Annotated in this window: 9 protein-coding genes and 1 tRNA gene; 4 read left to right on the forward strand and 6 right to left on the reverse strand. The window is 43.4% G+C overall.

What is annotated here, in order from left to right; translation table 11 throughout:
* Positions 1 to 43 precede the first annotated feature (43 nt).
* From BV372_RS12195 to BV372_RS12205, 3 genes are all read right to left on the reverse strand, one after another.
* Positions 44 to 3,097 (reverse strand): EAL domain-containing protein, encoded by a 3,054-nt coding sequence (locus tag BV372_RS12195; RefSeq protein WP_086686770.1) that lies wholly within the window; start codon positions 3,095 to 3,097, stop codon positions 44 to 46.
* A 444-nt stretch (positions 3,098 to 3,541) separates the two neighbouring features.
* The gene (locus BV372_RS12200; protein ID WP_086686771.1) at positions 3,542 to 4,978 is read right to left on the reverse strand and encodes a serine/threonine-protein kinase; all 1,437 of its coding nucleotides are present in this window, start codon (positions 4,976 to 4,978) and stop codon (positions 3,542 to 3,544) included.
* A gap of 11 nt (positions 4,979 to 4,989) precedes the next feature.
* The gene (locus BV372_RS12205; RefSeq protein WP_218776708.1) at positions 4,990 to 6,519 is read right to left on the reverse strand and encodes a protein kinase; all 1,530 of its coding nucleotides are present in this window, start codon (positions 6,517 to 6,519) and stop codon (positions 4,990 to 4,992) included.
* 208 nt (positions 6,520 to 6,727) lie between these two features.
* Between BV372_RS12205 and BV372_RS12210 the strand changes: the two genes are divergently transcribed.
* Together BV372_RS12210 and BV372_RS12215 are read left to right on the forward strand one after the other, a co-directional pair.
* On the forward strand, positions 6,728 to 8,197 hold the full coding sequence (locus BV372_RS12210; protein ID WP_086686772.1) for an aldehyde dehydrogenase family protein: 1,470 nt from the start codon (positions 6,728 to 6,730) through the stop codon (positions 8,195 to 8,197).
* Positions 8,198 to 8,355: 158 nt separating this feature from the next.
* Positions 8,356 to 9,570 carry a transporter substrate-binding domain-containing protein gene (locus BV372_RS12215; RefSeq protein ID WP_086686773.1) on the forward strand — a complete coding sequence of 405 codons (1,215 nt, stop codon included), beginning with the start codon at positions 8,356 to 8,358 and terminating at the stop codon, positions 9,568 to 9,570.
* A 391-nt stretch (positions 9,571 to 9,961) separates the two neighbouring features.
* Here the strand turns inward: BV372_RS12215 and mazG are convergent, their stop codons facing one another.
* Together mazG and BV372_RS12225 are read right to left on the reverse strand one after the other, a co-directional pair.
* Positions 9,962 to 10,774 (reverse strand): nucleoside triphosphate pyrophosphohydrolase, encoded by an 813-nt coding sequence (mazG, locus tag BV372_RS12220; RefSeq protein ID WP_086686774.1) that lies wholly within the window; start codon positions 10,772 to 10,774, stop codon positions 9,962 to 9,964.
* 39 nt (positions 10,775 to 10,813) lie between these two features.
* On the reverse strand, positions 10,814 to 11,479 hold the full coding sequence (locus BV372_RS12225) for a metal-binding protein (RefSeq protein ID WP_086686775.1): 666 nt from the start codon (positions 11,477 to 11,479) through the stop codon (positions 10,814 to 10,816).
* A gap of 82 nt (positions 11,480 to 11,561) precedes the next feature.
* Between BV372_RS12225 and BV372_RS12230 the strand changes: the two genes are divergently transcribed.
* A tRNA-Val gene (locus tag BV372_RS12230) sits at positions 11,562 to 11,634 on the forward strand.
* Between the two features lie 475 nt (positions 11,635 to 12,109).
* Positions 12,110 to 12,499, forward strand: a complete 390-nt coding sequence (locus BV372_RS12235) for a hypothetical protein (RefSeq protein WP_086686776.1) — start codon at positions 12,110 to 12,112, stop codon at positions 12,497 to 12,499.
* Between the two features lie 182 nt (positions 12,500 to 12,681).
* Here BV372_RS12235 and BV372_RS36235 read toward each other — a convergent pair.
* Positions 12,682 to 12,911 (reverse strand): hypothetical protein (locus BV372_RS36235; protein WP_179198063.1); only part of this gene is annotated, 230 nt, incomplete at its 5' end.

Raw genomic sequence — 12,911 nt, forward strand, 5'->3', positions numbered from 1 at the left:
TGCCTTTTACCTCCTGAAGAAACTACGGTAGTTGCGATCGCCTTTAAAACTCTAGCTTAGATGCTAGCAACGCACTGGTTTTTTCTCTATCCAAAGGACGCGAGAACAAGTAACCTTGGGCTTGGTCACATTCCAACAATCTAAGTTGTACCAACTGGTTGATCGTTTCTACCCCTTCCGCAACTACACTCATCCCTAGGTTGTGCGCCAAGGTAATAATGGCTCGAATAATCGCCAATTGGTCACCATCGCGATCGATTTGATTGACAAAAGAACGGTCAATTTTCAGAACATCAATAGGAAAATGGTGCAAATAAGCTAGGGATGAGTAACCTGTCCCAAAGTCATCAATACATAATTGCAGACCAAAAGCTTTGAGTTTTTCCAGAACACTAGCAGCCTTTTCAGGGCTAGTGATAATTGCACTTTCAGTGATTTCTAGCTTTAAGCTGCTGGCATCAAGACCAGTCTCTTGCAGAATTTGGTCGATTTGCTCAACTAGATGGGGTTGAGAAAACTGTTTACCAGAAAGGTTGACATTGATCGTCAAGGGCGTCATTGCTGGAAATTGTAGCTGCCACTGCCGCAACTGTTGGCAAGATTCACGCAGTACCCATTGACTAATCGGGACGATTAGCCCGGTTTCTTCGGCTACTGGAATAAACTCACTTGGTGAGATGAGTCCTCGTTCTGGATGCTGCCAGCGAACTAGGGCTTCAAATCCTGTAATCTTCCCTGTGGCAACGGACACAATTGGCTGATAGAAAACTTGTAATTCCTGGCGTTCAATTGCCCAGCGTAAGTCGGTTTCTAACTGCAAAAGCGCTACTGCTCGGTCATACATAGTAGTGTCAAAGACAATATGCCAAGCTTTACCCTGCTCTTTAGCACGGTACAGGGCAGTATCAGCATCTCGGAGCAAATCAGCAGGTTGATTATAGCCAGTCGTACTTAAGGCAATGCCAATGCTGGCAGTTGTAAATACTTCATATCCATGTAAGTTGAACGGTAACTTGAGTAATTGATGGATTTGTTCTGCTATCCGGGTAGCGTCGTCAATGCTTTTAATGTCGGAAACCAAGATCGTAAACTCGTCTCCGCCTAAACGAGCCACAATATCTTCAGGCTGTAGACAGCTTTGTAGGCGTTGGGCAAATGCTACCAGTAGTTGATCGCCAACCAAGTGTCCGAGGCTATCATTGACAACTTTAAAACGATCGAGGTCTAGAAATAGGACGGCAAATAAGTCATCTGGGCAGATCTTTACTCTTTCTATGGCTTGTCCTAATCTGTCCATAAATAAAACTCGGTTGGGCAGCCCAGTAAGGGCATCGTAGAACGCATGGCGGACTAACTTTTCCTCCATCTGTTTGCGTTCGGTAATATCTGTAGCAATTCCCTCGATGCGAACAGGCTGACCACTAGTGTTATAGGTCAAATGGCTGCGGTTCAAGAGCCAGCGTACCTGTCCATCAGGTCTGACAATCCGGTATTCTAGTTCTTGATTTCCAGTCAAGAATAACGGTTGAATTGCAGCCTGAACCCGTTGTTGATCCTCTGGGTGAATGACTTCAAACCAAAGGTTCAAGTTATTAAAGAATTCAGATGCCGGACGACCATAAATTTTTAGGACAGCAGGATTGAGATAGAGAGTCTCAAAAGTATCGGCTGAAATCGACCAGACGACATCTTCAATAGAACACAAAATTCCATCCAGACGTTGTTTGCTTTCCTGTAATGCGGCTTCTGCCAGTTTGCGATCGGTGATGTTAGTAATCATCCCTAAGACGCCAGCATAATTCCCTTGCTCGTCAAACATTGGGGCACAAGAAACGATCGCCCACAAATCTGAGCCGTCTTGACAGCGGAATTTGAAATCATGTGTTTCGTTAATACCTTGATGACGACGTTCAAGGTTGGTTTTAGCAATCTCCACTCCTTCTGCATCCATAAAGGAGAACAGCGTCGCACCCAGCATCTGGTCTGTGGTGTAGCCCAACATAGTTGCCATCTGTTGGTTGACAAAGGAGGTCTGGTTATTCTCATCAAGTACCCAGATGCCTTCAGTTGCCGTTTCCACAATGCGGCGATACTGTTCTTCTCGCTGCCGTAAAGTCTCAAGAGCCTGCAAATGCTCGGTAATATCGGTCTGAACACCAATAAAGTGAGTTAAATACCCAAGGGCATCAAACACAGGAGCTAGGTAGAGTTCATGCCAAAACAGAGTCCCGTCTTTACGATAATTGCGTAAAATAACATGGCATTCTCTTTGTTCTTGTATGGCTGTACGCAACTCACTTAAGGCTGGCTGGTTATGGTCGGTTCCTCGTAAGAAGCGGCAGTTACGTCCAATGACTTCAGCAGCGGAGTAGCCTGTAATGGTTTCAAAAGCTGGATTGACGTAAATAATTGGATTGTCTGGTTGATTGGGATCTGTGAGAATAATCCCGTTACTGCTAGCAGCGATCGCACGTTCCATCAGATGTAAGCGTGTTTCTGGCTGCTGGAGTGCGATCACTGGTGCTTGGGCAAAAGCAGGGTTTACATATTCCAGCTTTGCCTGAACATCTGTAATTTCAATTGCATCTCCTAGCTTTTGAGTGTTCATATCCATGAATATGAACAGCGCCGCCAGCTTACCCTCGTAATTAACGACTTTGGCAGAAATTTTAGATGCAAAGGTATCTCCGTTAACTCTTTTGAGTTGTACTGCACAATTCTTAACGTAATTGCCACTTTGAAGCTGATTAGCCAACTGATTCCATTCCGCAGGATTGGCGTAAAAGTCGGGGGTGATTTTGTCGAGGGTTTTGCTCGACTCAACTCCAAAAAAAGATTCTAAATTCTGGTTTTTAAATAAAATTTGATTGCTTTCCAAGCACACAATCGCGACAGGTAATGGGCTGAGTTCTGCAAACGAGTTGAGTAGTTCTTGCCAATCTAGTTTCGACTGCTTACAAGCCTCCACTTCCGCAAGTAACATTCGACTCAAATTTTTGCACTCAGCAGTGCACTCCTTAATTAGGGGTGCCAGGTTTTTGTTAAGATTGCTTAACCTATTCTGATTTTTATACACGTAGCCTTGAGTAAAAACCATTGTTATAGTTTTATAAATTGCCACAAAAAATCAGCCAAACTTCAACCCTGCCGACAAGCTCTGACAACTTAACTTACAGTACTCATACACCAGTAGAAGAGAAAGGCAGTGATTTTGCTTTTATAAATCTAGAAATTTAATTGATTCTCAAGGAAATTTTGTAGCATAAAGCACAGCTATCCGAAAACAGCATAACTGCTTCGGGTTAGGCATCTCAGAATTTATAAGTGCTAAGTATTGTTTGTCAAAGTTAATTCTTAAGCTATTCTTAACTTTACTTCTTTAGATAGATTTAATTATATTTTTCATAAAAACTTTATATATTTCTGGCATTCCTATTTGATTTGTGAACTTACTCTAGAGGCAGGGAACACGAAAAAAGGAAAATATAAGAATAGGTGATTTTTTCAAAAATCAAACTGGATTCTAAATCTATAGAATTTCTTAACTTTTGCTGTTGTTCTGGCTAAAATTATTTAATTCTGCAAAAGTGCGAATTTCATCTACCAACCATGCTTTCTCTGGCTGGCTTAAAAATAGTCCAAACCGAATTTGTTTCCAGCCGATCGCTAGGGTACAAAACGAGTTGAGATTTTTGAATAAAGGAACTGAGTGTTGGATCTGAGTTAAACTTACCTGGAGTTTGTTACTACTTCTAATTGGTAGGTTTTTCACACTCAACAAGCCTAAAAACCATGTCATCTGAATGCTCCAGAATGGCTTGATTTCAATCCGAGTACGAAAAGCACTGCTGAATAGCAAACTCTCAGCAGCAAAGAGGCAAACAAATATACCTACAGGGTAGACACCCATCAACAGAATGCATAAGCGGAATAATAGTTCCCTCCCTGGCTCAACTTCAACCAAAGGTTCTAGCACTTGGGCAATCAAGGCATTAAATATGCAAACGCTGAAGATACCCGCCAACAGCAGAGACAATCCCAAGCATAAGCTTTGCGGACTATTGAGCAGTGTCGGAGGAATATCAACGATCATTTTGTCAGTTGCTTTGATTAATTGAATTTTGCTATTTTTGGGTTGCTTAAAGGTGGAAGCGCGGGGTGGGAGTGGTTGTTTTCCTTGTAATACAACTAACGCTTCTACAGCTGAGGGAAATCTTGCTGTACTGATTGGTTCAATCATCCGTTCTAACCAATCTGCAAAGCGTTTAGGCAATTGGATCGCAGAATGAAAGTTGATGGTGAGTTGACGGTGTGGTAAATCTGCGGGTGATTTCCCAGTGAGCAAGAATAGCAGCGTTGTTCCCAGTCCATACAAATCGGTAGACAACACCGCCTGTCCGCGAAACTGTTCGGGAGCCATATAGCCAAAGGTTCCTACGACAGTAATCCCACCAGCAATGCTGTTATTGTAGGTATCTTGAACTGCACCAAAATCCACAAGAAAAATTCTGCCATTGTCTTGGCGAATCAGATTTTGCGGTTTAATGTCGCGGTGAATTACTGGTGGAGTGAGCTGCTGCAAATACACTAGAATTTCTAACACTTGAGCAGCAATAGTTTGCACTTCCTCGACACTTGGTAGCCAGCCTTGACTAACTAAATCAAAAAGAGATTTTCCTAATGCTAATTCTTGCACAAGGTAGAAGGCGCGATTGTCATCTGATTCAACTTCAAAGTAGTTCAAATATTGAGGAATACCAGGATAGTTGAGATGGGCAAGAATTTTGGCTTCTCGTTCAAATAATTCCAATACTTTCCAGTCTTTGATGCGATTTAAGGAAAGTACTTTTAACGCTACAGATTGATTTGTTTGCAAATCTTTCGCTGCATAAGTAATACCCATACCACCATGACCTAAGATTTTGAGAATCTCATAGCGTCCGGCGATCGCATCACCAGGATTGTGTAATGTATTCATGCTTACCTCTATTAATTTTTGCGGTTGTTGATTTCTCGCTGCCAATCACGAATGCGCTCGGAGTCGGGATCGCGGTTGGCAACTGCACCTTTTTCCAACAGCATTAAACCAATCTTGACTTCATAACGTCGAGCCGCTACATCCAGCGCTGTTTCTTCATCACTGCTTTTGGCGTTGACATCAGCACCATTGTTAATTAATAGTTCTGCAAATTCCTGTTGACCATTTTGGATGACTGCCTGAAGTATGGGATATTCGTTAATACCTCCTTTATGCCTTTGACTAGTAAGTTTGGCGTTGGGATTTGCACCATATTTCAACAGTAATTTCATTAAATTTATGTCATTGGTTGCTTTGTACAGTATCGGTTCGCCTGATTCTTGGCTATTAGGATTAGCTCCATGCTTTAGTAGTAATTCTGCACTTGTAAGTGAGGAAACACAAAATAATAGCGGCCATTGACGACCGCCACGCCAACTAAAAGTCCGGCTATAATCAATGCGAAAATTAGGATCGCCGCCTTGCTGGAGGTAATTTTGCAACACGGTAATGTCGTCGCAAATTCTGCGCGGTGTCATGCCAAAAGCATTCAATACTTTCCACTTGAAAGCATTGCCTAACCAAACAGCAGCAAAGGTTCCTAAAATTCCGGCAATTAAAGCAGTTCGAGGCGATAGTTGGCTGGGTGGTTGAACAACAGTAGGCGGTTGTCTTAAAGCTGTGAGGGCATCTTGCGCTGATGCAAAGCGATCCTTGGCATCGGGTTCTAGCAGTTTTTCTAACCAATTAGCAAAAGCATCAGAAACTTGAATGCGATTGCGAAAATCCAAAGTTAAGCCGTTCTGAGGTAGTTCGGCTGGCGAACGGTGGGTTAACAAAAATAATAATGTTGCTCCCAAACCATACAAATCGGTGGCTGGTAATGCTTGCCCGCGAAACTGTTCAGGAGCCATGTAGCCATAAGTGCCAACAACTGTACTACCTCGCATCAAGGTGCTGTAGTAGGTGTCTCGCACTGCACCGAAGTCTACTAAAAATAACGAGCCGTCTTCATGGCGAATAATATTTTGCGGTTTAATATCACGATGAATAATTGGTGGATCAAACTTTTGTAAATAAATGAGAATCGCTAATATCTGCTGGGCAATTTGTCGCACCGTTATTTCGTTGGTGCGCCATCCCTGTTGCACCCATGTAGCTAGAGATTTTCCTTTCGCCAATTCTTGCACAATGTAAAAACGGCAATCGCGCTCAGTATCAATATGAAAAGAATTCAGATAGCGCGGAATTCCCCGATGCTGAAGCTGCGCCAGCACCTTAGCCTCACGCTCAAATAACTCCAAAACTTTCCAATCACTTGTTTGCTGAAGAGATATAACTTTTAGTGCCACAATGACACCTGACTCAGTTAAATCTTCCGCAACATAGGTAATACCGCTATTTCCTTCACCCAAAATATCAATAATGCGATAGCGATCGCTCAGGGGTTGCTTTGCAGCATCGACGATCACATCACCTGGTTGATGCAATGACACGCCCACAATGGTTCCTGCCCACTTAATACTGACTTCAGTATTCCCAAAATCAGTTTTGTAATTTTAGTTCTAAGCACAAATCAAGAAAAAATGGCAGCATGTCCTAACATTAAAAAGCCTAAAAATTTATAAAGAAACTCACCTAAAGTACTGTATCCGAGGAAACATAATTAATAGATTTAAGCAAATTTTTTCTGAGCTTAAGGAGGACCTGATGGTTACAGCAACAGTACCAGGACAACAGGTCAAAATCGGCCCAACCCAGCTGCTGATTAATAACGAGTGGGTAGAAAGTGTCAGCGGCCGTCGATTTGAAACTATTAACCCAGCTACAGGCGAAACTACCTGTACAGTAGCAGAGGCAGACGCTCCAGATGTGGATAAAGCTGTGCAAGCAGCCCGTAAAGCTTTTACTAGTGGCGACTGGCCCAAGATGTCTGCAACTAAGCGCGGCGAGTTACTTTACAAACTGGCTGACTTAATTGAGCAGAATATTGATGAATTGGCACGACTGGAAACTCTAGATAATGGCAAGCCTGTACATGATGCTTTGGGTGACTTGGGATTAGTCATCGCTTGCTACCGCTACTATGCAGGCTGGGCGGATAAAGTGCAAGGCAAAACAATTCCAATTAACGGCCCTTATTTCTGCTATACACGCCATGAGCCTGTGGGTGTGGTTGGTCAAATTATCCCGTGGAATTTCCCACTATTAATGCAGGCGTGGAAACTAGCACCAGCTTTGGCTACGGGTAATACTGTGGTGATGAAAACGGCTGAACAGACACCTTTATCAGGACTGCGGGTAGGGGAGTTGATTGTTGAGGCTGGCTTCCCGCCTGGTGTGGTGAATATGCTATCAGGATACGGCCCAACTGCCGGGGCGGCGATCGCTCGCCACATGGATATTGACAAAGTAGCGTTTACAGGGTCAACTGAAGTCGGGCATCTGATTATGGAAGCAGCTGCCAAGAGTAACCTGAAGCGCGTCACTTTGGAATTGGGTGGTAAGAGTCCCAACATCGTCTTTGCTGATGCTGATATGCGTCAAGCAATAGAAGGTGCCCACCAAGCTTTATTCTTCAATCAAGGTCAATGCTGCTGCGCTGGTTCGCGGTTATTTGTGGAAGAACAATGTTACGACGATTTTGTCGCCTTGGCTGTAGAAAGAGCTAAAAAGCGAGCTGTTGGCGATCCTTTCGATAAAAACACAGAACAAGGCCCGCAAGTAGACAAAGAACAATTCGACAAAGTAATGGGTTACATCGAGTCAGGAATGCGAGATGGTGCCCAAATGCTTTGTGGTGGTAGCCGTGTGGGAGATAAAGGTTTCTTTATTGCACCTACAGTCTTTACTGATGTCCGCGATGACATGAAGATTGCTCAAGAAGAAATCTTTGGCCCTGTGATGAGCATCATCAAATTTAAGAGCATTGATGAGGTGATTCAACGGGCAAACAACACCATGTATGGACTCGCCGCCGCCGTGTGGACTCAGGATATTACTAAAGCCCACGCGATCGCAAATAATGTTCGTGCTGGTACAGTTTGGGTCAACTGCTACGACGTTTTCGACGCCGCCGCACCCTTTGGTGGATTCAAGCAGTCTGGTATTGGTCGGGAATTGGGCGAGTACGGCTTGCAACAATACACCGAAGTTAAAACCGTCACCATCAAATTGTAAATTTGTTTTTTCAAGGCTTTAGCTCAAGTTAAGCCTGAGCCTGATTTATCCCCCCTTATCCTTTTGAAAAATTGGGTGTAAGGGGGGTTATGAATGTGATATCTGTTATGGCTTGGGAATGATAAATAGATATTGCATACAACCCCAAGAAAATTCTTATGATAACTGCGATCACTAGTAAATTTCGCCGATTGATGATCGGGTGGAAGAGCCAGATTCCTTACTTTTACAAAGGTTACGGTAAAAACAAAAGCAAGCATTCCCCAAAACGGCATATCTGGCTAGCATTATTAAGCGGACTGATGGCGATGTTGCTGGTGCTGTCGGTAGTGAATCCAGGACTCGCTCAAAAACCACCTGAACCATCAACAAAATCATTTGTAGTAGCCACACGTGTGATCCCACCCTTTGTATTTGCCAAAAAAGATGAACTATCCGGCTTCAGTATTGACCTCTGGCGCAGCATTGCTACCAAGTTAGGTATAGAGTCTAAATTTGTTGAGTATTCAACTGTACCGGATCTGCTTTCTGCTGTTAAGGATGGCAAAGCGAATGTAGGAATTGCAGCTATCTCTATTACCGCCGAACGGCAGGAAAACTTTGATTTCTCTTTACCAATGTTTGCGGCTGGGCTTCAGATAATGGTAAGACCCCCAGAAGCAAATGGCGGTGCTTTTTCTAATATTTTCCAATTGTTGTTTTCTACGACTCTTTTGCAGGTATTTGGCATTGCTTTGCTGCTGATTGTAGTAGCAGCTCATGTTATTTGGTTGTCTGAACGCAATCACAAAGAAGGGATGATTGATAAATCATACTTCCCTGGAATTTTCAAAGCCTGTTGGTGGGCAGCTGCAACATTAGCAACTCAAGCCGACGAAATGCCCAAGGGTGTGCTGGGACGGGTAATAGCTATTATCTGGATGTTTATCGGCGTTTTGTTCGTTGCCTACTTTACAGCCGCCGCTACCACTTCGCTAACTGTGCAGCAGCTTCAAGGAGACATCAGGAGTGTAGACGATTTACCAGGTAAGGTAGTAGCAACAACTGCTGGTAGCACAGCAGCAAAATATCTGCGCGAACAAAAAATTCCAGTCTTAGAAGTTCCCAAGATTGAGCAAGCTTACGATGCTCTACAAACTAAAAAAGCTGATGCTGTAGTGTTTGATGCTCCCGTACTTCTGTTCTATGCTGCTAATCAAGGACAAGGCAAAGTAGAAGTAGTTGGTAGTGTCTTCCGTGAAGAAAACTACGGTATTGTTCTGCCTAATAACAGTTCCTACCGCAAACAAATTAATAGTGCATTGTTGAGTCTCAAAGAAGATGGCACTTATCAAGCACTTTATGATAAGTGGTTCGATGCGAAGAAATCTTAATTAGCGCATAGGGCATGGGGCATGGGGCATTGAGTGTCTAAAAATAGTTGAGATAAGTTGGATATAAATGCCCTAAGTTTTAGAGTTGGGTGAAAGCGATGTCTACGACAAGCCGCTCTGCGTCTACGCATTGCATGACGATACAATTCGATTGCAGGGCGATGCATTAACATAACAAGCCGATGCAATTCGATTGCAGGGCGATGCATTAACATAACAAGCCAATGCAATTCGATTGCAGGGCGATGTATTAACATAACAAGCCGATACAATTCGATTGCAGGTCGATGTATTAATATAACAAGCCGATGCAATTTAATTGCAGGGCGATGTATTAACATAACAAGCCTAAAACTTATTTCTTCCCATCTGCCCTCTGCCTTCTGCCTTCTCAACCTTCCTGAGCAATTTGCGCTTTTGCTTGTTGCCACAAAGCTTCTAACTCTTCCAAACTGTAATCTGAAAGGGGGCGGTCAACAACTGCCTCCATTTTTTGTAAGCGTTGGATAAATCGCTGATTTGTGCCTTGCAAACCTGCGCTAGGATCGAGGTCATGCCAACGGGCTAGCTGAATTGCTGCAAATAGTAAATCGCCTAATTCTGCTTGTTGTGCTTCTGGGGTTTCTTCGGCTAAAGCTTGGCGAAATTCTTCCAATTCTTCATGGAACTTAGCCCACACCCCATCTATGTTTTCCCACTCAAACCCCACCGCCGCAGCTTTTTCGGAAATCTTCATCGCCGCCATTAATGGAGGAAGGCTACGCCCATAGCGACTGAGTTTAGCACTGAGTTTTTGATTTTCTGGAGATGGTTCACCTTTTTCTGCGGCTTTGATTTCTTCCCAGTTTTGCCGCACTTCATCTACACTCGCTACCGTTACATCACCAAATACATGGGGATGACGGCGAATCAACTTTTGGGAAATGCCTTCAGCGATTTCTTTGAGAGAAAATTGTCCTGATTCACTAGCGATTTGGGCTTGCAGTACTACCTGTAATAATAAATCTCCCAACTCTTCTGCGATCGCCTTTTGATCTCCACTCTTAATCGCATCCACCACCTCATAAGCTTCCTCGATTACATAAGGTGTCAAACTCTCCGGTGTTTGCGCCAAATCCCAAGGACAACCACCATCAGGCGATCGCAATTTTGCCACCACCTCAATTAATTCCTGCAACGCCGCTAAAGTATTATTCATAGTCATTTGTTATTAGTCCTTTGTCATTAGTAAAGAGTTAATAGGTTATTTCTCCTTTGTCTCCCCTGTCCCCCTTGTCTTCCTTGTCCCCCCTGCTCCCTGCTCCCTGCTCCCATTCCTCCCCTTCACCCCTGAAACCCGCCGCCGACCTGTTTTAGTTGATTTACGTTTCTTAATTTTGCCACTGGGAAGCAAAGCACGGATGCCTTGTTTCTTGACACGCTTGTATGCAGAACCGCCCCAATCGCTGAGAGAATGGCTCATAGCACCGAGTTCCATACCCAAGAATAAGGCGAGAAATTCAGTACTGTAACTCGTTAGCGATCGCCCGACTGTTCCACCAACGTTTTGCCAAATAAAGGCGATATTCCACAGCTTTTCGGCAATTGCTAATACGAAAATTGCCACAATAGCTAGCAAGCAGCTCAGATAAAGTACTCGTAGCGTCGTCCCAATAATCGGCCCGTGGGATAAGAAAGAGCGATGGCGTAAACTTTTTTGATAAGGTAGCCAAATCCAGCGCAGGAAACCCCAGCGTTGGTATTGAATCGAGTAAATATCCAAATCCGGGCCGAACATCAGCCCACCAAACAGAAACCCGCCGGAAACGAGTAAAGTCACATTGCTACTGCGAGTCTGCCAGAAAGTCACACCCGCCACAAACGGCAGAGCATACAGCGTAATGCTATCGTGCGTTCGACCAGAGGGCATCTGAAGGTTCTCAAAAATTTTTTCTCAAAAATACTAGCGCGATTAGAATTATTTTGCTATATTGTTTAATTGTGAGTGCAATGGGCGGTTAGCTCAGTTGGTAGAGCGCCTGCCTTACAAGCAGGATGTCATCAGTTCGAGTCTGGTACTGCCCATCACACTAATTAAGGCTAGAGACAGGTTGAAGGCTGTTTCTAGCCTTTTTAGTTGCCTTATAGATTGGATAATATAACATCGCGCTTACTGTCATTGCAGGTTTCTGCTATTGAGTGCGGTGAGATTGGGTTTTTATGTGCGGTAAGGGAAGCTATGCCGTTAGGCTTATCGCCCTGATTTGATGAAAAATCCTGAGAGGAAAAAGTTGCATTAGCAAGAGCGATGGCGCAACGTTGAAGCTAGGCGATCGTACAGCTACAACTGAAGAAATTGCATAAATTTGTTTACATCATGGTTTAAACCAATTCGTTAAGTCTCGATTTCTATTGCTGGTGCTCAATTAGCTCACCCAAATGGGTGAGGGATAAATCAACTGAATGGGTGACCTGAGTGCAGGAAGTTGAGACTGATAAAAAATAAGACGCTATTAGTTAATAACAGTAATTAAACTTTACTTTAAGTAAGGATAAAGCTATGAAAGTGGCTAGCTTGATCAATTCTGCGTTTCTTGTTACCTCTATTGCTCTATTACCTGGAATTTCTGGTGCTCAAACAGATGCTAAAAACATCAATGAACCAGTATCTATTAACTCTAACAATTTATCCAATCACTCCACAAACATCAGCTATCTTAAACCGTTTAATGTAGTTTTTCTAGCTTATCAAGGTAACTTAAAAGAGCAGGGCATTCCTAGTGGTAGCACTTTGGTATCTCAATACCAAACTCGAAACCTAACTGCCCTAGATGTGGTTAAAGCTGCTGTTAAAGCTCATAAGATACCATCACAAGTTTTGAACGATCAAAGTTATTTATACGCTGTGGAGTTGCAGCTTCAATCATTCAATAACAATTTCTCTGAGTAAGTGCAGTAGTGCTCGAGTTCTTTACGAATTTATGAAATGCTGTACTATGACTCTCACTGCATGATCAAGAAATTATCCTCAACAAGGAAAAGCGGCTACTTGTTCCTGACTACCATCTTCTTAGACAAACCCTTCCAAGCTTGGAGGGGTTTTTAGTTGCTGTGTAGGATAATACTTCTAGCTCATGGTTTGGAAGCTACAGCTAGCACCACAGAAGCAGGAATTTCAACACCACTGTCTGTAGCGTACTTTTTTGCTCCCTCGATAATTGCGTTCTCAATATTTTGTCGTTGCTCTTGGCTTTGCATTGCTAGCATTGGCCCAAGGCGCGCTGTACTTGAAACTACCGTTGGTATTAACCCAAGTTGCGGGTTATCGAATGATGTGTGCTTGTCACCCCTCAACAATTTAT

It is taken from the genome of Nostoc sp. T09 (assembly GCF_002154695.1).
Taxonomy (GTDB): domain Bacteria; phylum Cyanobacteriota; class Cyanobacteriia; order Cyanobacteriales; family Nostocaceae; genus Aulosira.